Consider the following 23,699-nt stretch of genomic DNA (forward strand, 5'->3'; position numbering starts at 1 on the left):
CTTCGCTTATATTAGTAAACGTTTTATACATTTATATGATAGCTTCCCACGCAAGATTATACAACATGTATCGACAAATATGTTGATATTTTTTTGGTTTTTCATAAAAAAATCAGTGATTTCGGGAATGTATGGGTATTCAATATGACATACTTTTTCATTATTTTTATTTTAAAAAGAAAGGGAATTATCTGTATATTTATTCATCATTTTCAAATTCCATAATGCAAAATATATCCTTCCCCATTTTTCACTCTGCAAAGCAAACGAATAAAAGAATTTAAATCTTGGCATAATTTATCTCGATCAAATACGTATCTTTCATATTCTCCATCAGTATTATTATCATTTTCCCATTGAAACTGCCCTGTCAGTTCGATTGTTTCTGGCGCTAGAGAAAGCATATTAACTAGCGAACAAAATAACTGTTCTGCTATCACTGCCCCTTGCTGTTCTATTTTCGTAATACCATAATAGTGAATTCCAAATCCTTCTGCTCTTTTCGCTGGATAATAGGTCGGAATCAAATGGGTAAAATCTAATAGATATACGATTAGCTCATCACTTAATACAACACACTCATCTATCGTTGCCTTTTCTTTATATAGAAAACAAAGTTCAATCCAATCTATACCTATAAAATCCAACCCTTTTTCTTCATTCGAAACAAATACAAACTCGTGCTGTAAAGCCAAATTATCCCCCCTATTGCTCACATTTATTATTCTTATTATATAAAAAAGCACCTTTTATAGGTGCTTAAAATAAATTATACAATTTTCTTCCGTATCGAACTTGAAATAAAATCAATGATAATTACCATTAAAATAATACCCAATAAAATAATCCCCACACGAGACCAATTGCGTGAACTCAGTGCAAAAATTAGAGGCGTACCAATCCCACCTGCTCCAATAACACCTAAAATAGCAGCGGATCGTACATTAATTTCGAACCTGTATAACGTATACGATAGAAAATCCGGTAATACTTGTGGCAATACTGCATACCAAAGTATTTGAAAGCGATTCGCACCTGTAGCTATTAACGCTTCCGTCGGTCCTTTATCTATATTTTCAATTCCTTCTGAATATAATTTCCCTAACATTCCGATAGAGTGTAATCCTAAAGCTAGAACTCCGGCAAAGGAACCTGGTCCAACAGCTTTTATAAATAAAAGAGCCATAACTAATTCAGGAAATGTACGAACAAAACTAAGTACAAATTTCCCAGTTCCTGCCGTTAATTTTCCACTGCTCATATTCGTTGCCGCCCAAAAAGCGAATGGAACAGATAAAAAGGCAGAAATAAATGTACCTAATATCGCAATTGCCAACGTATCAATTAAGCCATGTAATAAATCTTCACCATCTGGCAAAGATACATACGACCAATCTGGATTCAATACACCTGTCATAATTGCTTTTGTAATTTCTCCTGCCGTATCCTTTATTCCCTCTAGCGGGACTCCTGAAAAAGCCCATACATAAACAAATGCAAGTGCTATAAAAATAAACCAGCGATACACACTCGGTTTCTTCGGTTTTGGTACAATTATCGTCGTTTTACTCATTATAATTTCTCCCGCAACAATGTACTTACATAATCAATTAACAATACAACAACAAGAGTATAAATAATAATAGATGCAGTTTGTTGATATTGTAAAAATCCAAGTGTACGGTCATAATACAACCCAATACCACCCGCTCCTACTAAACCTAAAACAGCTGCTGCACGTACGTTCACCTCAAATGTATAAAGAACATAGGAGACAAAATGTGCTTTCACTTGCGGAATTACCCCATACACAATCCATTGCACTTTATTTGCTCCTACTGCTGTCATCGCCTCTAATGGACCTGGATCAATCGATTCCATTGACTCATACAACAATTTCGCCACGAGCCCAATTGAGAAAAAAGTAAGAGCTAAAATACCTGGAAGTGGTCCTATTCCAAAAATAGCTACGAAAATTGCCGCTAATAATAAATCTGGTATCGTTCGGATAAAATTTAAAACCAATCGAGCTGGACCGTACAAAAATGTACTAGTAAACACATTACTTGCCGCAAATAGTGCCAGTGGAATAGCTAAAATCGCTCCTAAAGTCGTCCCAATAATCGCCATACGTATTGTATCTAACATCGCTGTTGTAATAACTTGAAAATAACTCCAATCAGGCGGCACCATCTCTTTTAACAAATCAATCATATTAGGAAAACCAACTACTAGTTTTGAAAATGATGCGTCGACCTGTACACTACTTCCCCACAACAGTAAAATGACTAGAATAGCCGTTAACATATGTTTCAACTTACTCGGCGGCTTCGGTATCGATTTTGAATATATCGTCGCGTCATTCATTTAACTGCCACCTCTAATAATTCACTTTTCTGCGCTACGTCTCCATAAATTTCAGCAAATTTTTCATCCGTTGCCTCTTCTACTGAACCATCAAAAACAATTTCGCCTGCATGTAATCCAATAATGCGTGTCGCATATTGCCTAGCTAAATCAATAGAATGTAAGTTTACAATTGTTGTAATCCCAAAATCTTCATTAATTTTTTTCAAATCATCTAATACTTGCTTTGTTGTTAGCGGATCTAACGACGCAACAGGTTCATCTGCCAATATGATTTTTGCTTCTTGCGCCAACGCTCTAGCAATCGATACACGTTGCTGTTGTCCTCCTGATAATTCATCAGCTCGCGCATATGCTTTTTCTAAAATATTCACCCTTTTTAACGATTGAAAGGCAAGCTCCAAATCTTCTTTTGGAAATAGACCTAACGTTGTACGAAAAGTCGAATGGTATCCAACACGCCCAGCTAATACATTCTTCAAAACCGTTGATCGTTTTACAAGGTTAAAACTTTGAAAAATCATACCAATATCCCGGCGCATGCGTCGTAATTCTTTTCCTTTCGCAGCAGTAATAGACTCACCTTCAATCAAGATTTCTCCTTCTGTAATCTCATGAAGGCGATTTACCGATCTAAGAAGTGTAGACTTTCCAGCCCCCGACAGCCCTACCATTACAACAAACTCACCTTTTTGAATGTTCAAGTTTATATTATTCAATCCTTTTGTACCATTCGGATACATTTTGGAAACATTTCGAAATTCTATCACACATCTTACCTACCTTCTATGTATTCAAAATGGCAAACTAACTGGAAACATATGCCTTCCAGTTAGCTGCCATTTCCATATGTATTATTGCGTTTTTACTTTCTTTCCATATTCACGAACGATATCAAATTTACTATCATCAGATTTAACATATCCTTCATGTGAATATACTTCTTTAATGATTTTGTGACCTTCCTCATTCTTTCCTATTTCAATGAAAGCGTCCTGTAATTTCTTACTCCACTCTGCATTTAAATCAGAACGTACCGAAATCGTATCATTTGGAATTTTTTCCGTAAATTTCACTATTTTCGTTTGATCGAATATATTCGGATAATCTTTTTTCACAATATTACGAGCATCTTGGAATACAACAGATGCATCTACATCACCATTTAAAAGAGCAATCAGCGACTGATCGTGACCTTTTAATGTAACAGGTTTCACATCCTTTAGTGGATCAATTCCCTCTTTTAACAATACAGCCGCAGGCCATACATACCCCGCTGATGACGTTACATCTTGATAACCAATTTTTTTACCTTTTAAATCTTTTACACTGTTAATATTTGAATTTTTCTTAACTACAAACTCAGATTTATAAAAGTCTACTAAATCCTTTGTAGGAGCTCCCGTTTCATCATCTACTCCAAAACGTTGTGCTTGTAAAATTACGTTTGCAGCCTTTTTCTCATGCGCTAGCACATACGCTGTTGGAGGTAAAAACCCTACATCTACTTGCTTAGACGCCATCGCTTCTACAATTGTATTGTAATTCGTTGAAATGCTAACTTTTACCGGAATATTTAATTTATCACTTAATAACTTTTCCAATGGTTTTGCCTTTGCCTCTAACGTATCTGCATTTTGAGAAGGAACAAATTGAACATTTAAAGTCTTCGGTACATAACCTTTTTTCGTATCTTCAGTTTTACTTGCACTTGATTCTTTCGTTCCACAACCACTTAATAATCCCGCCGCTAGTACAACTGTCGTACTCATTGCAAAAACTTTTTTCAACATATTAATGCCTCCAATTTTGTTGTTATAAAATTGCCTTCCGTAAACATGAAGAAATATATCACACATTTTCACGTACAATTGCTTATTTACAGAATCTTTACACATTCTATACATTCTCATTAAAATTCTCTTCATATATTTGATATGCTTAATTAGTAGATAACAATAGAAAAGGTGAATGATATTGAATCCAAATCAAATTGTAACTTTAAACATTTTATTAACAAGTGATATACATGGCACTGTTTATCCAATTCACTACCAAGATAACTCCCAAGCTGAAATTGGTTTAGCCAAAATTTCTACTCTTATAAAAAAAGAACGTTCCCAAAATAGAAACGTTCTTTTAATTGATAACGGTGACTTCATACAAGGAACACCCTTCACTTATCATTACGCTACATACGAAGAAGATAAGAAAAATCCAATGTCTTTATTAGCGAACTATTTACGTTATGATGCTGCAGTTATTGGGAATCATGAATTTAATTATGGAATGGACATATTAAATAATGCTATTTCTACTGCAAACTTTCCGTATCTATCAGCAAATATTTTAGATAAAAACAGAAAAGAACCTTATTTCGGGAAACCATATATAATAAAACATATTGAATCAAATATAAAAATTGCTATTTTAGGGATGACAACGCATTACATTCCCAATTGGGAACAACCCCATCACATTCAAGATTTACAATTTGAAGATGCATTAGAAACAACAAAAAGATGGGTTTCTTACATTCGCGAACACGAGAAACCAGATTTATTAGTCGTAGCCTACCATGGGGGATTTGAACGCGATTTACAAACTGGGGTACCGACTGAAGTTTTAACAGGTGAAAACCAAGGATATGCAATGTGCCATGAAATTGAAGGTATAGACATTTTACTAACAGGCCACCAACACCGGGAAATCGCTCACACCGTAATGAATGGTGTAACAATTTTACAGATTGGATGCAATGGACACTCCGTTGGAAAAGTAACAGTAACATTCGAAAAAACAGAAAAAAAATGGAAAAAAAAAGAGAGTTATTCACAATTATTGCCCGTACAAGGAATTGAGGCTGACCAAGATATTCTTTCCTTGGTTGCCGATTATGAAGAAAAAACACAAAATTGGCTCGATCAACCTATTGGAGTAATCTATGGGGACATGCAAATTTCAGATGCTATGCAAACTCGTTTGCAAGACCATCCTTTTATTGAATTCATAAATAAAATACAGATGGATATAGCTAATGTTTCCATTTCTTGTACAAGCTTATTCCATAATACATCTCCAGGTTTCCCTAATCGCGTAACAATGCGTGACATCGTTTCTAATTATATTTATCCAAATACATTAAAAGTAATTAGAATAACTGGAGCGGATATAAAAGATGCCCTTGAACTCTCTGCTTCTTATTTCATATTAAAAGCAAATGGAACTATCATCGTAAACCCTACCTACATAGAACCAAAGCCGCAACACTATAATTACGATATGTGGGAAGGAATTTCGTACGTATTAAACATTTCCAAACCAATTGGCGAGAGAGTAGAATCCTTACAGTATAAAGGCGCTCCACTTCATATGAATGAAGAATATGACGTCGTTATGAATAATTATCGCGCAAGTGGCGGAGGGAACTTCTTTATGTTTCAAAATAAGCCCGTAATAAAAGACATACCAACAGATATGTCTGAACTTATCGCTAACTATATATTGAAGCACAAAAATATAGAAGCAACAGTCAATAACAACTGGAAAGTTATTAAATAACGGATATAATAAATAAAAAAGATGGGCTTCGCCCATCTTTTAGTTTAATTTTGCATTATCTTGCTTTTTTAAAGCTTTTAATTTCGCCGGTGTAACATCAGTACCTTCTTCGTTAACAACTTTAATTCCTTTAAGTTCGTTTAACATATTTTGACGAAATCCTTTTAAATATTGTTCACGTAGCGATTGGCGCTCACGTTGTTCTTCTTCAGTTAAGCCTTCAGCTTTTGCTTTTTTCGCTAAGAAGTTAATGCGTTCAATGAGTTCGTGACTTTGCATCTCGAATCCCCCTTTTACTCAAAACTGATTATTATCATACAATAGTTAGTCCTCTTTATCAAGCAATTGCTTTGTATATTCTACATATCTTCGATGTACAGTTGCTTTTGAAACATCATGACCAAAACCACGAAGTGTTGCTGCAATTTCTTCAAAAGTTAATTCATTCCGGCGTAAACGTACAATTTCCTCAATTGGCACTTCTTTCTTCTCTCGTCCTACGCTTAAATGACGATTCTTCAAATTATTTTCTGGACGATAACCTTTTTCTACTGCACGTTGCATACCACGTTTAATTTTTAAATTGTGGATCTTTCTTTGATACTCTTCAACAATCCCAATTATATCTAGTACCATCGAATCAGAGTCAGAGAGTTCTAATTCTCCATTATGCGTATGCGTATATACTTTTATTCCCTCTTTATGTAAACAGTGCATTAATGCAATCTTTGCATTCCCTCTACCAAGGCGCGTTTCATCTTGTATGAGAAGTACATCAACTTGTTCATCGCGAATTGTATCTAGCACTTCTAATATGCCATCACGTTCAATTGTATAACCACTAGCCTGCTCCTCAATCACCTTTACAACATTCATTTGATAGCGCTCAGCTAAATGCAATAATTCATCTTTTTGACGCAATAATGATGTTTCCTGTTCTTCTTTTGTTGTGCTCACACGCGCATAAATAATTGCATTCATTTTGAACCCTTCTTTCTCACTATATTTTCCTTATAGTGTATCATAAATTCGTCTTTCGTTCGAACTTATGTTTGTAGAATGTTTTTTCGCATGTTATACTTATTAATAAGAAAAATGAAAGAAAACGAGGTGTTAGAAAACATGGAAAAGTTAACGAAACGCCAGCAAGACATTCTCGACTTTATTAAGCTAAAAGTACAAGAAAAAGGATATCCACCTTCCGTACGTGAAATCGGTCAAGCAGTCGGCCTCGCTTCTAGTTCTACAGTGCACGGACATTTATCACGACTAGAAGAAAAAGGATATATTCGACGCGATCCAACAAAACCACGAGCAATTGAAATTTTAGGTGACAACCGAATGGATACAGAGACACAATCTGTTATTCAAGTTCCAATTGTCGGAAAAGTTACTGCTGGATTACCGATTACAGCAGTTGAAAGTGTAGAAGATCACTTCCCACTTCCAGCTAGCATTGTTGCTGGAGCAGACCAAGTATTTATGTTACGTATTTCCGGAGATAGTATGATTGAAGCTGGTATTTTCGATGGGGATTTAGTTGTTGTTCGCCAACAACAGTCTGCATACAACGGTGAAATTGTAGTCGCTTTAACAGAAGATAACGAAGCAACTGTTAAACGTTTCTATAAAGAAAAAGACCATTTCCGTCTACAACCGGAAAACTCTTCATTAGAACCTATCATTTTAAAACAAGTATCAGTTATCGGAAAAGTAATTGGCGTATATCGTGATTTACATTAAGAATAATAAAAGAAGATAATTACCTTATTTATATACGGTAATTATCTTCTTTTTTGTATTTTGATAGATTTTCATACATTCTATTTCTTATGAACGAGTTTCAATCGTCACATCGCCAGCAGCTGTTTTACCACTAATCTTTTTACTACCATTGCCAATTGTTACATTTTTATTTTCTTCATTAAAAATCATTACTTCGCCAGCAGCGCTTTGCCCCGTTATAACTGCATCTTGTGGTTTTTCCAATAAAGTTATATCTACATCACCAGCAGTTGAACTTGCCTCTACGTCATATTTAGGATCATGATCCATAATATGCACTTCCCCACTAGCCGACTTCGCTGTTACTTTCCCTATTACTTTTTTAAAGTTCACCTCACCAGCTTTTGTAGATCCCTCCACACTCTTAGCTGTGACATGTTTCAAATCTACTTCTCCAGCCATTGTTCCAACACTTACATGATCACTTTTCACATCACTTATTTCTATTTGTCCAGCGGATGAATTTACTTTTATCTCTTGGTAAGAACGTTCAGGCACGAGGAGAGTTATTGTAGACGTTTGAAATCTAAAATCGTAAAAAGAAAAATCAAATGAAGCACCTTTTTCTCTTTCCCCAATAATTTTTAATGTGTCACCATCTTCGTCAATACGAACCTCGTGTTTACGTACATCTCCTGATTGCTTTACATAAAAAGAAGAGTCGGGAGATTTTTGGACAACAATATCCCCAGCATCTAACTTAACTTCTATATTTTTTAGTGTTTCGTTTTTAATTACGTCTTCTTTATTTCCTTCTTCTGCAGTTTGCACTGCTTTTTCATATGTTTGTGAAATCCCTATTACTCCAATAATGATACAAGCGATAGCTACTAACAATATTTTCTTCATCATCTACTCCCCTTTTATCATTTTGAAGTTCCATATTACATAACGTACGCATAACTTTTTAAACCACTTCGTACTATAATAAGCGATAATACATAACAACAAACCTACTCCAACAAACGTTATACTAACGAATACATCCAACCATATAAAAGTACCCATAAATACTTTTCCAATAACGAAAAATGGTGTCACTACACTAGCAATTCCACCGAGCCAGAAGGAAAATATAAAAGCAATAATTGCAACTAACGGGCCTAACACAATAATAAAATTAAACAAACTAAGTCCAATCGCTGCCATAACAGCCCTTGTTATATTCGAAGTAGATGGGTCCTTTTTCATTTCATCAAAGCGATACAAAGCAAGTAAGTCTTTGGCAATTACTTTCGGAGAGCCAAGGCCTTTTATTATTTCCGATTCAGTTTTCCCCTCTTCTTTCCCAAACTGAAAATGCTCTTCATAATCAAATAAAATATCTTTCCTCTCTTCTTCCGGTAACTTTCTAAGATGACTTGATAATTCTTTAAGAAACTGTTCTTTACTCATCCCATTCCACCCCTTCAATAATTTCTTGTACGCCTTTTGCAAAATCACGCCACTCTGTTACTAACAAATTCAGTTGCGTTTCCCCTTGCTCAGTTAGTTGATAATATTTACGAGGCGGCCCCTCCGTAGATTCTTTCAAATACGTTTGAAAATACCCTTCTTTCGTTAAACGACGTAATAAAGGATACACTGACCCTTCCGATATTAAAAATTTATTTGAGATTTGCTGTACAAGTTCATAACCGTAACAATCTTTACGTTTCACAAGTGCCAAAACACACAGTTCTAACACACCTTTTTTAAACTGAACGTTCAAGGTCAATCCCCCTTTCTCATTTCAGTACTGTTCAATACACGGTACCTGTCATATCCATAATATACCACTTAGTATTATTCATTGCAAGGTACTCATTTATATTTACTCCCTAAATGTAGAAAACGTACAAATAAAAGCCTGAATAATGTCCTGTTATAACTGGCCATCACTCAGGCTTTTATTCGATTCGAACTGTATGAATACAAAAATTCATTCACTCTTTCCTCTCTAAGAACCAACTTCCATTTGTGACCTTAACAAATTTCGAAATACACCTTTTCTCTCTTTAGCCAATTGATTAAATTCACCTTTTTGAACAATTTCACCTTTTCCTAAAACAATAACTTGATCTGCATTACGGATCGTAGATAAACGATGCGCAATAACAACAATAATCATCGTTCCTTTCAATCTTTCTATTGCTGATTGGATTTTCACCTCATTTTCAGTATCTAATGCGCTCGTAGCTTCATCTAATACTAAAATGGATGGTTGTCTTAAAATAGCTCGAGCTAGTACAAGTCGTTGACGTTCACCACCTGAAAGTCTCACTCCACGATCTCCAATGAGAGTATCAAGCCCTTTTGGAAGCATTCGTACAAATTCAGCTGCCGCCGCAAAATCTAATGCAGTCCAAATTTGTTCTTCACTCGAATTCGGCTCAATCATCAATAAATTTTCTCTTATGCTTGCATTAAATAAAAAAGGATCTTGTGGCACATAACTAACAGCCCGTCTCAATGACAGTAAATTTTCACTTGTAAAAGGAGTTCCATCTATTAACACTTGACCTTTTTCTGGTTGAATCAACCCCATTAAAACATCGATTAATGTACTCTTCCCAGCTCCCGAATGTCCCACAATGGCCGTCATACTATTGATTGGTATTTGTACATTAATATTTTGAAGCGCATACAAAGGCTCCTTCTTATTATACCGAAAATAAATATCCTTACATTCAATACCCTGTTCTATACAAATCGGCTTTATATGTTTTTGCTGTATATCCTGCATTTCAATCGCTTCAATACATTCCCCTTGTAATTCCCATAATGACTTAAAAGCAGGAATGCTTGCCGCAAGCTGTTCTAAATTAGACTGAATTGTCATGAATCTTGGCCATAGTCTCGAAAAGATGAGAATGATTAATAGTAATTGGGTGGGCTGAGCTTTCAATATACTTACTGATAATAATATAAAAAATGCAATTAAAATAGCCATTGAAACTTTATAAAACAATTGAGAGTTCGATCTTATTCTCATATACTCCATTTGTTCGTTACTCATCTTTCCTGTTATAGTTTGTAACCATTCTAAACGTGATGCTTCCAAAGTATTACTCTTTATATCTTTAATTCCATTAAAATGATCTGTTATACCAGAAAGATAGCCTTGTGCCAATTTTGAGGTCTTACCGCCTAGTATTCGTGCTTTTTTTATAAAAACACGAGAAGCTACCAAGAATAATAAGCCAAAGCCCAAAACAAATATCGTTATTTTGGGAGATAATAAAAACGCAATCCCCACCTGTATGAATGTAAACAGAATAGCAGCTAACAATTGTAAAATTAAATTAACCCCATAACTTACGCGAGCTAATTCTGTAGTTAATATATTTATTAGATTTGTTTTCCTTTTCTCTAAAAAAAAACTCCACTTCGCTTTTAGAATCATACTATATGTTTCTATTCTTAATTCTCTTACAAAAACTTGTTGTGTTCTCGCATCCCTTAAGGTTATGTTTCTTTGTAGTAGATTTTGACCTAACACTATTAGTATATATATACCTAAAATAGAAATTAGACTTGTCGTTTTAGGAAAATCCTGCAAAAACCTATAGACAGGTGCAATAAAAGTAGACTCCTCGCCTATATTAATTACTCCAGTCATACTTATCATAGGAATTAATAAAATAATCCCTATCCCTTCAAGTAAACTTATTAAAACCATACCAAATAAATTCACATACAGTATTTTTCCCGCTGAAGAGTATAATTTTTTCATAAAATATATAATATGATTCATCGATGTCCCCCCTATAACAAAGCAAGCTTCTTTGTTTTCCTCCAAAGACATAAAAACGGACGTAAAGGAAAATATAAAAAATGAAGGAATTTTGGCAACGGTAATGTTTTTGCATCAATTGGATAAGGGTAAAGCTGGCTCAAAATAAATATAATTTTTTGTTGATTAGACATCAGTGAAAATAAATGTCTACTATGATAGGAAAGTACTTCTTCAGGAACAGGTTCTGAATGTAAATTTATCATTTTCTTGAAATAAAATAGCGCTTCTTGTGCTAACTGCTTCGAATGTTTCTTAGCTACTAATTCCGTCATGCTTTCATTTAGCTGTACACCTAGCAATTGTGACGCCAAAATTAATGCTTGTCCCCCTAAATGAAGCACTTGATATTTTCTCATTAATTTATGAATCTCATTCCAGTTAAGATCCTGACCGACAATTTTTTTTATATCTACTAACCAACGTAACCTGGACCAACCATGTCTAGCACCATGAGATACAAGAAATAAAAACAAGTCTTCTTTTCCTAACATATATACCGAATTACTCGTAAGTGTACTTTTTCTCTTTCGCTTCCAAAGCTCTTCAAACCCAGGTTCCTTACCCGGTCCGGGATTTAACCTCCAATGGATTTCAAGTTTGATCCGCCTTGTTGGATGGAAAAATGTTATATGGTGATGCCTCCATTTCCAATCACTTAATATCGTTTGAATATAATCATCTTTTACATACCCCTGCTCCCAAAGTAGCCCTTCTACTTTTTCTAAATTTTGCATCGGAATAAGAACATCCAAATCACAGGATGTTCTTAAAGAAATATCTCCATATAAATCCTGAGACAGTACAGGTCCTTTTAGAAAAATCATACGAATCTCATTTTCACTACATAGTTTATTTATTCGTTCCATTTCAGCACTTAAATAAAGCATTTGAAATGTATTTTTTTTATATTTTCTATTCAAGGTTTGTACAATATGCGAAGGAATTAGTTCTTCATCCACCTGTTTAAGTTTTTGATATATCACCGGATAAACGCGATGATGCACAGCTTGCTTAAGAAAAACCTCCCAATCAATATCTATGAACCATTCACTACTATAAGTTTGCATTGTCTCATCATCTTGTAACTTCAAAATTGTAAAAAGCAGTTTCAATTCCTTAGACATGAACTCTACATTAAGACCAAAATCTTTCTCCATTTTATTCTCCTTTAATAGTGTCCTCACTTAGCCTCTTTGCAAATGATCCAACGACAGTAAATTTCTCCATTCCTTCTGATCCAGTAATATAAAAAGAACCGCTCCGTAACCATGCATGCGCAATTAATTCACCATGACTATCCTTAGCAGTTCCTAAATAAAGAGTACTCTCAATGTGACGTTTTTCGAGCATTTTCATCCCAGCTATAGCTTTAACAAGGCACTGACTTTCCCAAAAAGTATAACGACTCATAATAGAAATAGCTTCAGACACCTTCTTTAGTGTATCTCCGTGTGGCTCAATTTGAGCAACTAATGTTTCATTCATATACTCCCCTAAAGAAGGTGCAACTTTGGAGAAGGTAATACTTTTTAATACACGCGCCCACCCTAAAAAAATAAAAGCCTCTAATAATAAAAGCTTTGTGTCCATGTTCAGTGATAAAAATACCCTTAACCTCTTCACAATATTCATGAATCCCATCCTAACAGTTCTCTTGACATTACGAATCTATCTATTAGATTAACCTTTTATTTGAATTAAACCTTCTTGAAATAAACAATCTAAAAAGGAAAGAACTTGCTCTTCGCAATCACTCCGTTCAATGTTGTACTTTGACAACAATGTACTAACAAGTTCAGTAACCATAATTGGAGTTTTTATTAGTTCCCAAATTTCCCCCCCTGTTTGTCCCAAATTATAATATTTCCCTTTTTGAACATTTAGCATCACTTTTTCCCCATCCATATCACTCACAATATTCTCTTCACTTTGCACAATCTGAGACTTTAGAGAAATTCTCTCTGTATACATCATCTATTACTCCTCCTTGTATAGTTTTTAATATAATTGATACAAGTTCATGCGCTGTAAACCTATTATTGGGACGTTTCAAATGAAACATATCTACTTTGTTTATCACGCTTGTAGAAGTAGTAAAATGCCACTCTGTTAATTTTAATTGCGCAATTAAAAACTTACGAAACGTGTGCAAAAATAATGTACGCAGTCGTTCAAGTCCTTCGATTCGAATCAATTCAACATTCTCATCCTCTGTTTTCGTTAACTCAATAATACCTGCAAGAGGTAATGGTTCAGAGAAAAAATGAGATTGTACAGGAACAGCATACTTTGTTTCTCGTTCAAACAACGGATTATAACTTGCCGTTCCCATTCCAAAAGCATTCAAACTTTCCGCCCATAATTTTTGTTGCGGATAAGATGGAATCACAATTGGAGTCTTATCTGACGAAACTGTCACAGCAATTACATCATCACTCAAAATTTTGTATCCTTTACTTAAAAAAGCCGATGCAAGAGTTGATTTACCTGCTCCTGAATCACCTACAAAGGCATAAACTTTCCCATCAATATTTATTGCACTACCATGTAATGGTAAAATCCCTCTTTGAATTAGCAAGGCACCCATACAAGTTCCAAGTATATAAAGACGAATCTTATCTTCACAAGCTTCTTTCATTGGTGAAACAACTATTTGCTTTCCTTCTTGTATAGAAAATATAGCTGTATCAGGAATACGAATCATAACTACGTTTTTATCAACTACAAAATTTTGTTCTGTGTTAGTAAATTCACTCCATTTCTGAAATAAATCAGCAGTTCGTATTATTACTTCTATCGTTTCTTCTTGTTCATTAATTCTAGGTAATTCTGGAAATTGAATTTCACTCAACACCCTTAACCCAAAAACTTTATACATATTTTTTTTTGTAGTTTTAATCAACTCTCTCACTCCAAATAATTATCAGCGTTGTTTTACAAATACCCCTTATACTTCTAATGTATAAGGGGATAGGAAACATAAGATCTAATTGCTACTCGATGAATTAACTATAGTGCACTACTTCATCAACATCTGGTTGAACAGCATCCGGTGTTTTAAGTCCCGGTCCAGCCATTGTCATATTAATATCAAGTACTTCCAGTGTAGGAATTGTCCAATCTTTTTTCATTATGTCACCTCCCTTCAAATAATTTTCTTCATAAATCGATATACTATTAAACTACGCATTAAAATTCGAAAATCTAAATCAAATGCATATTCTGGATGGGGTTCTTCTTTAATCTTAGAAATCGCAGTTCTAATAACCTCTATATCCAAGAATTCTGAAATTATAGGATCCTTACTAAGCTGCTCAAGCTCTTCAATAAATCCACTCCATTGATGCGTCATACGATAAACACCATCAGAACCTTGAACACCTCGAGTAAGTTGATTTAACCTTACTTTATCAGGCAAATAATTTTTGGTTGCTCTTCGAATTAGTGCCCGATCTACACCATTTTGAACGTATTGTTCTTCTGGAACAGCTAAACAAAATTTAACAACCCGTAAATCATTCGTTGGATCTCGATCCCATAAAGAATAGCGCAAAGATAATTTAGATCCGTATGTACCAGTTATATTCCAATAATATAACTGGTCAAATTGCCTTTTTTTTATTTCATATACATCTGTTATAGAGGTTCCTGTTATATCAACATCATGCTCTAGAAGCTTATCGAACACATTCATTCTATTTGCAAATTCTGGATTAATAAATCTTGGGAAAACGATTTGATTTTTCGATGAAGATATTCGATTCAAAAACGGAAATGCCTTTTTTTTCACTACTGAAAATACTCGCGATTTCTTTACACCAATATTTTTACTATACGAATATAACTCTTGCAAAAAGCGACGCAAATTCATCTTTTTCAAAAGCATAGCTTGATAGTCCACAGCCGATCCCCATGACACCGTCCAGTTTCCTCTCTGTCCATTTAAGAGTACTCCAATCCCCTGTAACCGGGCCTCCTCATAGATTCCCCTAAGCCAAAAAGTATTCTCGAAGAATTTGTATGGCATCTCTAGAATTTCAAGCCAATCATCTATTTCTGATAGAGGACTTCTTCCTTCAAAATCTAAATAATGTTCCTTAATATTTCCTACATGCTGTACAGTTGATTGAATAAAAGGTCGTTCATCAGCTATTCTACTTCTATGCGTCCAATCTACAAACCCCTTTACCGGGACATAACTATATGTATGTAGACGTTTATTTGCTGCACTTAAATCTCGTGCAGCAAAGCTAACTACAGAACCCGAGTCAAGTCCTCCACTCAAATGAGCCCCTACTTGATGATGAGTGCGTAAACGTGATCTTATCGCATTTTGATACACTTCCAAAAACGCTTCTTCATACTCTTCGTTCGATTTGAGTTGAAGCCTTTCTCCAATAATTGGTGTATGGTATCTCAATAACTTCACTTTCCCATTTTTTACAATAACAGCATGGGAAGGTGGAATTTGCTCAACAGTTTTATATACCGTTGAAGAAGGATCTACTGATTCAAAATTCACAGGTATTGCTAAAAATTCAGCAAGCCACTGTTCATTCAATTTTCTCTCAGCTTCTGGTAGAGAAAATAGTGGATTTATAATAGAGCAAAAAGCAAACCTTTCCTCACTACGATAAAAATAAAGAGTTCGGCTTCCCGAAAAATCCCTAGCACCAAAAAGCATTTGTTTTTTCTCATCCCAAATCATAAAAGCAAAATCGCCCACCAAATATTTCGGTGCTGCTTCTCCCCATTTCTGATAAGATAATAAAATCAATTCACTGTCTGTCATGTTTTTTCTATCTACATAATCTACTTGTAATTTTTCAAACAACTCATAACGATTATCAATAATAGCATCTGCGGTAATTGCCAGTTGTTTTTCATAATTATAGAATGGTAATTGTTCACCAACTGACTCGGGTGTAATCCATTGTGCGTGACACCCTAGAAAAGCATTTTCTTTGTGCCATATTTGAATATCATTAGCAGGATACTTTTGTAAACCACTCATTAATCGTGTTCCATGTTCAATTGATACAGGTTCATTATTAAAGTGAATAATGCCAGTTATAGCGCTCATTTTTCCCCTCCCTCCTATACAACAAGTTACTGCAAATATTTTGTTTTATTTATTTCATGAACCTTTCTCTTTCCAGTTATATTCTTTTTAAAGAACAATAATACACATTTCAATTCCGCACTCTAATTCACTTATAAATCAAGGTATATTTATGTTTAAATTATCATTACGTCCCCTTCTCGTCAATAACCAATGTTAATATAATCCATATTCAAGGAGTTATATTCTTAATAATGAACTTCGATTCACTTGTTTTTCTGTAAATTTTTGCTTGCTATATAATATTTACTATAGATTGAATAACTCTACGTTGATCCTCATCTGTCATATTGGATCCAGAAGGAAGACAAATCCCATTTTCAAATAATTTTTTAGATACATCATTATCTTTCTGATGAGAATAATACTTATATTCTTTAAAGAGCGGCTGCATATGTAGTGGCTTCCAAGTAGGACGCGCTTCAATATTCTCTTCAGCTAAAGTTGTTACTATTTTTTCAATAGAGATGCCAGATTCCTTTTCATCCATCATCATAGTTGTAAGCCAACGGTTCGAACGAGTATTTTCTAATTCTGGCATAAAACAAAATCCCGGTATATGAGATAACTCTTCATAATATTGCTTAAATATACGCCTTCTAGAGCTCACTCTATCTTCTAACACTTCTAATTGCCCTCTCCCAATACCAGCTAATATATTACTCATTCTATAATTGTAACCTACTTGACTATGCTGATAATGAGATGCTAAATCTCTTGCTTGAGTCGCTAAAAATCTCGCCTGTTCTAACGCTTCCACATCATCAGAAACTAGCATTCCACCGCCCGAAGTTGTAATAATTTTATTTCCGTTAAATGAATAAATCCCAAACCTCCCGAATGTACCACTTGCCTTTCCTTTATATGTAGAGCCTAGAGATTCTGCTGCATCCTCAATTATAGGGACATCATAGTGATTACAAAGCGAAAGAATTTCATCTAATTTTGCACTCTGACCATATAAATGAACAAGAATGACAGCCTTAGGTAATTCTCCTGCTTTATCAGCAGTATGCAACGCAAGTGCTAGAGCTTGCGGTGACATATTCCATGTTTCTGGTTCTGAGTCAATAAATACCGGTTCAGCTCCCAAATAAACAATCGGATTCGCACTCGCTACAAAAGTGAAACTTGAACAAAATACTGTATCTCCCTTTTGAACGTCTAATAATCGCAAAGCTAGATGAATGGCAGCAGTACCTGAACTAACCGCAGCCCCACCTTTAACTCCTACAAAAGAAGCAAGCTCTCTTTCAAATTCATCTACATTTGGACCAAGAGGTGCAATCCAATTTGAGTCAAAGGCATCTTTTATATATTTTTGTTCATTTCCGCTCATGTGTGGAGAGGAAAGATAGATTTTCTCCTTATTTTTTATCATCATTCTTCATCTCCTCTCAATTTACTACATTAATAACTTTGGCTGGAATACCAGCAGCAGTACAATTAGATGGAAAATCATTTATGACAACAGAACCAGCTCCAACAATCGACCACTTACCAATTTGAACACCTGGAATTATAGTAGCTGATGCTCCTATATGTGCCCCCTCTGCTATAGTGACAGAACCTGTAAGTGTAGCATGTGGTGAAATATGAACAAAATCATCAATTATATTATCATGTTCTATTATTGAGCCCGTATTTATTATAGTATGGTTACCGATGAAAGTATCCGCATTAACAACCACATTTGGCATAATTACCGTTCCGTTTCCTATATAAGCATTTGAACTTATAATGGCTGTTTTATGAATTAAAGTAGCATATATGCTACTTTGTTGATTTAATATTTCTGCAATTTCCCTTCTTATTTTATTATTTCCTATAGCAATAACGAGCTTTACATCATTAAAATTATTGATAATTTCCCTTGCATCTGCAATTGTTCCAAAATAAAGATTATCTACAATATTTATACCTGTATACAAATCATCTAAATAACCGACTATTTCATATCCTTCATTTGATAAGATTATATCCCTCACAACCTTGCTATGCCCACCACATCCTATTATTAAAATTTTCATTTTCCCTCCCCCTTTATTTCTATTTTCCCTCCAGTAAATCGCTCCATTGTCACATGCCCTACATGGTTTATTCCCTCTGTTTTAAATACTTTTAATATTGTAAGTACAATTATTTTCAAGTCTAATAAAAAAGAGCGATTCTCCACATACCATACATCCAATTCAAATTTTTCTTCCCAGGTAATCAAATTCCTACCATTTATTTGTGCCCATCCCGTAATTCCCGGTTTTACATTATGCCTTTTAGCCTGTTTACTAGAATATAGGGGTAAGTATTCCATCAATAATGGTCGTGGACCTACTAAACTTAAATCACCCCTTACAACATTCATAAGTTGGGGTAACTCATCTAAACTATATTTTCTAAGAATTTCTCCAAAAGTAGTCAATCTATTTTGATCTGGAAGTAATTCCCCATCGCTATCCTTCTTATCTAGCATAGTTCTAAACTTATAAACATTAAACGATTTTCCATGCAGTCCTGGACGCTGTTGTTTAAACAGTACAGGTGATCCTAATTTCATCCTAACTAAAATTGCTACAACAAGAATAGGAAGCAAACATACAAATAATAACAATAAAGAAATACATACATCAAAAATTCTTTTCATGTACTATCCTCCTTACTTATTTACGTTTAATACTCCTAACACGAAGGACCATTTAGAACTTTATATGCAATGAAACAAAACAAGGGGCAACTACAGTTAGTTACCCCTTGTTTTGTTTCATTACGTCATCTTTCATTAATTCTATCTCATCAAATAGTTTAAACATAGCTAGCCTATGTGAATATTCCCATACGGTATCACTACTTATTTACAAAGGACCTGTTACTCCATTAGTTCCTATAACTTTACATGTACGGATCAAAGACGCCATTAATATAATTATCCTTTTTTATATGTTCATCCCTTAACTTTATAACTACTGTCTCCACAATATTATCTTTAAAAATCAAAGTGATTGAGGATGAAATCTGATTTGCATTCACGCCTATCATACTTTTATTTGACCTAAATATATTATTTTCTATTAACATAAACTCACTCGTAAATGTTTCATTCCAAAAATTCATTATACTGTCTGTCGATTCCGAATTAAGGTATTCAAATGCATTATTACTAAATTCTATTCTTCCCCCAATGTCCCATAAAAAAAATGCTGAGCCCCATCTTCCCCCTCTAAAATTACTATTTTTCACTTTTAGCATCGATATCCTTTGAGAAGACTCAACAGTAAAAAGATTATAGGCATCCCAACTAAATGAACATCCATTAAATTCATATTCTGCTTGAGGAGTTTTTGTAACAAATGATATTGTACCGCTGTTCTCAAATTTACATCCCGTATATACTCCTGGCGGTAAATTCGTAATGATTCCTTGCGGGTGTTTCGTATCTATAAAAGAAATATTATTTAATCTCCATCCATTTTTCATACCAGGTGATACGCCTGTCAAACTTGTACCCTCTACAGCCCCTCCTTTAATAACACAATTTGATATAGTTTGCGGTTCTGCTGAAAAACCAATTATTGAACCTAACTGTGAAAAAGAATGAAATAAATCTCGATCACTAAAAAATTCACATTGGTTGACTTGAATACAATATGCTTTATCTCTTCCCATTAACAATGCGCTATTATGGAAAATACAGTTACCAATAAGCGCTTCCTTATCTCCTTGATCTATCGTGACTCGAGTAGCATACATTTGATTATTCGTAAAAGTTACTTCTCCGCTTAAAACACAACTTACTTCCCTTAAGTGATTATTGTTTATAATCACTTTCTCTACATTTTCACCTACTACTAATGAATTATTAGCTAATTTATTTTGAATGATATTAATATATCTACCACCGACTACAACAACGTTATATCCCTGATTATCATATATGTTATTACGCTCAATGTTTATATATTGATTTAATCGATATCCATCTTCAATATCTATTGCTCCCTGAGGTGCTGTACCTTTCATTTTGTAAATTTCACAATCTCTAATATAAATTTGTTTCGCTCCAGATACACTTACCCCAAGCCTTCTACAATCATGTATTTTACATTTTTCAATAAATACATTTCGGGGAAATTCCGGAATTCTAACAGTTATTTTACAACCGTTTTCTGTAGGTATTGTACCTTGATGAAGAACTATTTTTGCATAATCTGCTTCTTTTGGAACACTCACTTCTTCAAAAAACTTTACTCTATTCGCAGCCGTTACAAAAGTATTATCAGCTTTATAAAATAACACATCATATAATTCTGTATATATTTCTGAACCAATTCCACCATAGCCATCTCCATACAAACCGAAATATCCCCATTTTATAATGCTACTATGATGTAAATCTATTTTTAAATTGGATCTAATTTTATTATCATCTACTATTAGGGAACCATTGACATCACTAATCCCCCCCATTTCAAATGTACCGGCAAAATCATATTCTCCAATTTGTCCCCATGTACTTTCCATTGCTATCCCATCGCCAGTACAATTTAAAATTTCTATATTATCTATTGAAATATAATTCAAATTACTCCCCTCAGCAGGAGTGGTATTTCCTACTTCAATCCCATATCCCCATTCATGAGTATGAGGAATCGTTGTATAATCGTGTGTATCTTTATCTCCTTCAACCCTTCCATTGGTAACCCGAGAAAATTTTTGATTTCTTTGATATCGTACGATTGCATATTTAACTAATCCATTACTTCTTATTTTTAAAGTTGATCCACCTAAATTTAAAGTCATAAAGCTTTGTGGCTCAATTGGTGTATTTTCATCAATTAAATATGTCCCCATGGGTAAAACAACTTCTATAAATCCTTGTTGAGATGCCCATGATAATGCATTATTAATCCCTTTAGAAGTATTATCCGCGTCCGTTCCATCATTTTTAACATTCCATCTCTCTAACTCAAGAAAATACGTGCCCGAAACCACATTAGCAGATTCTGTTTCTCCAATCAGTGATTTTCTAGACTTAGAACTTCCAAATGTATTGCTTTTAAGTTTACTTACTAACCTCTCAAATTTATTCTCCGTTGATACTTTTACATTCCCTTTTTTCGTCCCAATAAATAACTCACAAGTATCTATACAAAAACAAAATTCTCCCTCGCTTAACACAGGCAGATTCCCTTTCAAAACACATGTCACTTGAAATTTTGCCATGATTTATATATAACCTCCAACTAAGATAGAAGTTGAATTTTGACAGAAAATTCAAACTCCTATCAGTGCATGGGGACAAATATTTTATATTATGCTTACATACGTATCCCTTTAATAGAATACTATGCATTATATAAATACTATGTTAGGGCTAATGATTCACGTTTTCTAATTAAAATCAAGTTTCATTTCATACTAACAGGCTTCAACAACAATATACTTCCTTAATAATTCAAACCAATATAATGTCCATACTTTTTATACCTAAATAACGTTTCGTTTCTTTTTAATTTGTAAAAACATCATACTAAAGATATTCCTTATATATTGAAATTCTGTGCTTTTATAAAAAATTAAAACGTATATTACATTTGGTACTAATAAGCAAATCAAACCTTTTTCGACTAACGAAATAAAGGTACTACCTTCTATAAAATAATTACATATACTTGTAGTAATGAAACCTGTTACGATAGTTAAAAACATATAAAATACATATGTTATAAAATACTTCCAAACTGATTTCTTAAAAAGATTTTTATATACAATATAAGGCTGAATCCAAAATACAGTAGCAATTGTACTAATCGCCGTTCCTATGAATATACCTACCAACCCAAACATGTTAGCTAATAGAATAGATAAACTTAAATTGATTATCGCTTCAACTAATGGAATATACTTATCTTGTACAAATAATCCCGCTTTATTTTTAAAAATAGCTATCGCGGTTCGCATCCCTGTTAAATAAAAGTTAATGAGTATCACTACAAAAACTATGTTATTTAATAAATACTTCTTATCAAGCCACCACCCTATAAATGGCTCTAACAGATTAAATAAAAATATGGTACAAAAAGAAAAGATCCAAAAATTCACTAAATAAGTCACTTTAAATATTGCATAATTTTTGTCATTATTCTCAGTTGCAATTAGATTTCCTACACTTGCTTCAATTCCATTTAATATAGGATTTACTACAGCTGCTAATTGATTTATTATCATTGTATAGTTCGAATATATCCCAACCATAGCAAGACCTACAAAAGATGAAATCAGTATATTATCCGTTCCAAATACAATATATCCTCCAATATTATGCAAAAACATCGCCTTTACATTTATAATTAATTTTTCTTTCGTATCATTATCTATAGAATACTTCTTTTTTGTCTTTATATAAGGATAGTTCTTATTCACACTCCTACCGTTTACGACATTTTGAATTACATATATACTCAACTCTATAATTAAATACAATATATAATTTTTTGTGTACATTAGTATAAATATTTTAAATATTGTAGTTACCACTTGGAATAAGAGATCCACCCTAGCCAATATGTATCCTCTTTGATCAGCTTGTATTAAAGACCTCTTATGAGCATTTAAATAGGTAACTACATTTTTCACCACGAATATCGAATAGATTATCGCAATATTCGATATAGACGCCCCGTCTTCCATTAAATAACTTAAAAAGGGATATATCATAGCACTTATTACTAAAATAATGATTGCTAAAATCTGATAAATTTTTTTATATAATTGAACAAGAGCTATAATTTTATACTGATTATTTTCTGCTAATGGTTTATACAAATTGTATACTATACTCGCTCCTATACCAGCTTCAATTAACACTAACATAGATAAAACATTAATTAACAAGCCATCTATCCCTAAATACTCTATTCCTAAACTATCCAAAAAAACCTTCCTAGATATAAATCCCAGAATAACAATAACCATTTGAGAAAATATACTTATTGATATATTCTTGATTGAATGCATCGTTCGCATGATTAATCCCCTTCATAAGTTAAACTAAACTATCGAGAGATGAATATTCAGATTATATTATTCTGG

24 protein-coding genes are annotated in these 23,699 nt (G+C 33.8%); 2 read left to right on the forward strand and 22 right to left on the reverse strand.

The window, feature by feature from the left end; genetic code table 11:
- Positions 1–212: 212 nt before the first annotated feature.
- From DN392_RS14230 to DN392_RS14250, 5 genes are all read right to left on the reverse strand, one after another.
- Positions 213–695 carry a hypothetical protein gene (locus DN392_RS14230; RefSeq protein ID WP_048565870.1) on the reverse strand — a complete coding sequence of 161 codons (483 nt, stop codon included), beginning with the start codon at positions 693–695 and terminating at the stop codon, positions 213–215.
- A 74-nt stretch (positions 696–769) separates the two neighbouring features.
- Entirely contained in the window at positions 770–1,573 is an 804-nt protein-coding gene (phnE, locus tag DN392_RS14235) for a phosphonate ABC transporter, permease protein PhnE (RefSeq protein WP_048565869.1), read from the reverse strand.
- Positions 1,573–2,367: a phosphonate ABC transporter, permease protein PhnE gene (gene phnE / locus DN392_RS14240; RefSeq protein ID WP_000996079.1), complete on the reverse strand. Its 795-nt coding sequence runs from the start codon at positions 2,365–2,367 to the stop codon at positions 1,573–1,575. The genes phnE (DN392_RS14235) and phnE (DN392_RS14240) overlap by 1 nt, the downstream gene beginning before the upstream one ends.
- Positions 2,364–3,137: a phosphonate ABC transporter ATP-binding protein gene (phnC, locus tag DN392_RS14245; RefSeq protein ID WP_000569233.1), complete on the reverse strand. Its 774-nt coding sequence runs from the start codon at positions 3,135–3,137 to the stop codon at positions 2,364–2,366. Before phnC ends, phnE (DN392_RS14240) begins: the two co-directional genes overlap by 4 nt.
- A gap of 84 nt (positions 3,138–3,221) precedes the next feature.
- Positions 3,222–4,160: a phosphate/phosphite/phosphonate ABC transporter substrate-binding protein gene (locus DN392_RS14250; protein WP_088321576.1), complete on the reverse strand. Its 939-nt coding sequence runs from the start codon at positions 4,158–4,160 to the stop codon at positions 3,222–3,224.
- A gap of 184 nt (positions 4,161–4,344) precedes the next feature.
- On the opposite strand from DN392_RS14250, the gene DN392_RS14255 reads away from it, so the two are divergent.
- Positions 4,345–5,928 carry a bifunctional metallophosphatase/5'-nucleotidase gene (locus DN392_RS14255; RefSeq protein WP_074650970.1) on the forward strand — a complete coding sequence of 528 codons (1,584 nt, stop codon included), beginning with the start codon at positions 4,345–4,347 and terminating at the stop codon, positions 5,926–5,928.
- A 39-nt stretch (positions 5,929–5,967) separates the two neighbouring features.
- Here the strand turns inward: DN392_RS14255 and DN392_RS14260 are convergent, their stop codons facing one another.
- On the reverse strand, positions 5,968–6,207 hold the full coding sequence (locus DN392_RS14260; protein ID WP_001190582.1) for a DUF896 domain-containing protein: 240 nt from the start codon (positions 6,205–6,207) through the stop codon (positions 5,968–5,970).
- A gap of 45 nt (positions 6,208–6,252) precedes the next feature.
- Complete coding sequence (locus DN392_RS14265) at positions 6,253–6,909, reverse strand: YneB family resolvase-like protein (RefSeq protein WP_000991476.1); 657 nt, start codon at positions 6,907–6,909, stop codon at positions 6,253–6,255.
- Between the two features lie 141 nt (positions 6,910–7,050).
- Between DN392_RS14265 and lexA the strand changes: the two genes are divergently transcribed.
- Positions 7,051–7,671 carry a transcriptional repressor LexA gene (gene lexA, locus DN392_RS14270; RefSeq protein WP_000413737.1) on the forward strand — a complete coding sequence of 207 codons (621 nt, stop codon included), beginning with the start codon at positions 7,051–7,053 and terminating at the stop codon, positions 7,669–7,671.
- Positions 7,672–7,758: 87 nt separating this feature from the next.
- Here the strand turns inward: lexA and DN392_RS14275 are convergent, their stop codons facing one another.
- The 15 genes from DN392_RS14275 to DN392_RS14345 form a co-directional block, all read right to left on the reverse strand.
- On the reverse strand, positions 7,759–8,565 hold the full coding sequence (locus DN392_RS14275; protein ID WP_033658712.1) for a DUF4097 family beta strand repeat-containing protein: 807 nt from the start codon (positions 8,563–8,565) through the stop codon (positions 7,759–7,761).
- Positions 8,566–9,108 (reverse strand): DUF1700 domain-containing protein, encoded by a 543-nt coding sequence (locus DN392_RS14280; RefSeq protein ID WP_000032405.1) that lies wholly within the window; start codon positions 9,106–9,108, stop codon positions 8,566–8,568.
- Complete coding sequence (locus tag DN392_RS14285; RefSeq protein ID WP_001102620.1) at positions 9,101–9,424, reverse strand: PadR family transcriptional regulator; 324 nt, start codon at positions 9,422–9,424, stop codon at positions 9,101–9,103. The genes DN392_RS14280 and DN392_RS14285 overlap by 8 nt, the downstream gene beginning before the upstream one ends.
- Before the next feature lie 228 nt (positions 9,425–9,652).
- Positions 9,653–11,449 (reverse strand): ABC transporter ATP-binding protein, encoded by a 1,797-nt coding sequence (locus DN392_RS14290; RefSeq protein ID WP_048565867.1) that lies wholly within the window; start codon positions 11,447–11,449, stop codon positions 9,653–9,655.
- A gap of 11 nt (positions 11,450–11,460) precedes the next feature.
- Positions 11,461–12,648 carry a nucleotidyltransferase domain-containing protein gene (locus DN392_RS14295; RefSeq protein ID WP_048565866.1) on the reverse strand — a complete coding sequence of 396 codons (1,188 nt, stop codon included), beginning with the start codon at positions 12,646–12,648 and terminating at the stop codon, positions 11,461–11,463.
- 1 nt (position 12,649) lies between these two features.
- Positions 12,650–13,123 carry a lasso peptide biosynthesis B2 protein gene (locus DN392_RS14300; protein ID WP_048566292.1) on the reverse strand — a complete coding sequence of 158 codons (474 nt, stop codon included), beginning with the start codon at positions 13,121–13,123 and terminating at the stop codon, positions 12,650–12,652.
- Between the two features lie 48 nt (positions 13,124–13,171).
- The gene (locus DN392_RS14305; protein WP_000990396.1) at positions 13,172–13,465 is read right to left on the reverse strand and encodes a lasso peptide biosynthesis PqqD family chaperone; all 294 of its coding nucleotides are present in this window, start codon (positions 13,463–13,465) and stop codon (positions 13,172–13,174) included.
- Complete coding sequence (locus DN392_RS14310; protein WP_048565865.1) at positions 13,416–14,393, reverse strand: aldolase; 978 nt, start codon at positions 14,391–14,393, stop codon at positions 13,416–13,418. The genes DN392_RS14305 and DN392_RS14310 overlap by 50 nt, the downstream gene beginning before the upstream one ends.
- Before the next feature lie 103 nt (positions 14,394–14,496).
- Complete coding sequence (locus tag DN392_RS14315) at positions 14,497–14,622, reverse strand: paeninodin family lasso peptide (protein WP_000711189.1); 126 nt, start codon at positions 14,620–14,622, stop codon at positions 14,497–14,499.
- A gap of 14 nt (positions 14,623–14,636) precedes the next feature.
- The gene (locus tag DN392_RS14320) at positions 14,637–16,574 is read right to left on the reverse strand and encodes a lasso peptide isopeptide bond-forming cyclase (RefSeq protein WP_001274524.1); all 1,938 of its coding nucleotides are present in this window, start codon (positions 16,572–16,574) and stop codon (positions 14,637–14,639) included.
- A 274-nt stretch (positions 16,575–16,848) separates the two neighbouring features.
- Positions 16,849–17,994 carry a DegT/DnrJ/EryC1/StrS family aminotransferase gene (locus DN392_RS14325; RefSeq protein ID WP_002107861.1) on the reverse strand — a complete coding sequence of 382 codons (1,146 nt, stop codon included), beginning with the start codon at positions 17,992–17,994 and terminating at the stop codon, positions 16,849–16,851.
- Positions 17,995–18,010: 16 nt separating this feature from the next.
- The gene (locus tag DN392_RS14330) at positions 18,011–18,643 is read right to left on the reverse strand and encodes an acetyltransferase (protein WP_048565864.1); all 633 of its coding nucleotides are present in this window, start codon (positions 18,641–18,643) and stop codon (positions 18,011–18,013) included.
- Entirely contained in the window at positions 18,640–19,254 is a 615-nt protein-coding gene (locus DN392_RS14335; protein WP_048565863.1) for a sugar transferase, read from the reverse strand. Before DN392_RS14335 ends, DN392_RS14330 begins: the two co-directional genes overlap by 4 nt.
- A 245-nt stretch (positions 19,255–19,499) precedes the next feature.
- Positions 19,500–21,830, reverse strand: a complete 2,331-nt coding sequence (locus tag DN392_RS14340; RefSeq protein ID WP_048565862.1) for a right-handed parallel beta-helix repeat-containing protein — start codon at positions 21,828–21,830, stop codon at positions 19,500–19,502.
- Between the two features lie 264 nt (positions 21,831–22,094).
- Positions 22,095–23,633 carry a lipopolysaccharide biosynthesis protein gene (locus tag DN392_RS14345; RefSeq protein WP_088321577.1) on the reverse strand — a complete coding sequence of 513 codons (1,539 nt, stop codon included), beginning with the start codon at positions 23,631–23,633 and terminating at the stop codon, positions 22,095–22,097.
- Positions 23,634–23,699 lie beyond the last annotated feature (66 nt).

This window comes from Bacillus sp. BB51/4 (genome assembly GCF_008368845.1).
In the GTDB taxonomy this organism is placed as follows: Bacteria; Bacillota; Bacilli; order Bacillales; family Bacillaceae_G; genus Bacillus_A; species Bacillus_A wiedmannii.

Bases quoted from the DNA above. Each gene is read 5' to 3' on its own strand.
- phnE (WP_048565869.1), bottom strand. From the start codon at position 1,573: ATGAGTAAAACGACGATAATTGTACCAAAACCGAAGAAACCGAGTGTG.
- phnE (WP_000996079.1), bottom strand. From the start codon at position 2,367: ATGAATGACGCGACGATATATTCAAAATCGATACCGAAGCCGCCGAGT.
- DN392_RS14250 (WP_088321576.1), bottom strand. From the start codon at position 4,160: ATGTTGAAAAAAGTTTTTGCAATGAGTACGACAGTTGTACTAGCGGCG.
- DN392_RS14260 (WP_001190582.1), bottom strand. From the start codon at position 6,207: ATGCAAAGTCACGAACTCATTGAACGCATTAACTTCTTAGCGAAAAAA.
- DN392_RS14265 (WP_000991476.1), bottom strand. From the start codon at position 6,909: ATGAATGCAATTATTTATGCGCGTGTGAGCACAACAAAAGAAGAACAG.
- lexA (WP_000413737.1), top strand. From the start codon at position 7,051: ATGGAAAAGTTAACGAAACGCCAGCAAGACATTCTCGACTTTATTAAG.
- DN392_RS14275 (WP_033658712.1), bottom strand. From the start codon at position 8,565: ATGATGAAGAAAATATTGTTAGTAGCTATCGCTTGTATCATTATTGGA.
- DN392_RS14280 (WP_000032405.1), bottom strand. From the start codon at position 9,108: ATGAGTAAAGAACAGTTTCTTAAAGAATTATCAAGTCATCTTAGAAAG.
- DN392_RS14290 (WP_048565867.1), bottom strand. From the start codon at position 11,449: ATGAATCATATTATATATTTTATGAAAAAATTATACTCTTCAGCGGGA.
- DN392_RS14295 (WP_048565866.1), bottom strand. From the start codon at position 12,648: ATGGAGAAAGATTTTGGTCTTAATGTAGAGTTCATGTCTAAGGAATTG.
- DN392_RS14300 (WP_048566292.1), bottom strand. From the start codon at position 13,123: ATGAATATTGTGAAGAGGTTAAGGGTATTTTTATCACTGAACATGGAC.
- DN392_RS14305 (WP_000990396.1), bottom strand. From the start codon at position 13,465: ATGATGTATACAGAGAGAATTTCTCTAAAGTCTCAGATTGTGCAAAGT.
- DN392_RS14315 (WP_000711189.1), bottom strand. From the start codon at position 14,622: ATGAAAAAAGATTGGACAATTCCTACACTGGAAGTACTTGATATTAAT.
- DN392_RS14320 (WP_001274524.1), bottom strand. From the start codon at position 16,574: ATGAGCGCTATAACTGGCATTATTCACTTTAATAATGAACCTGTATCA.
- DN392_RS14325 (WP_002107861.1), bottom strand. From the start codon at position 17,994: ATGATAAAAAATAAGGAGAAAATCTATCTTTCCTCTCCACACATGAGC.
- DN392_RS14330 (WP_048565864.1), bottom strand. From the start codon at position 18,643: ATGAAAATTTTAATAATAGGATGTGGTGGGCATAGCAAGGTTGTGAGG.
- DN392_RS14335 (WP_048565863.1), bottom strand. From the start codon at position 19,254: ATGAAAAGAATTTTTGATGTATGTATTTCTTTATTGTTATTATTTGTA.
- DN392_RS14340 (WP_048565862.1), bottom strand. From the start codon at position 21,830: ATGGCAAAATTTCAAGTGACATGTGTTTTGAAAGGGAATCTGCCTGTG.
- DN392_RS14345 (WP_088321577.1), bottom strand. From the start codon at position 23,633: ATGCGAACGATGCATTCAATCAAGAATATATCAATAAGTATATTTTCT.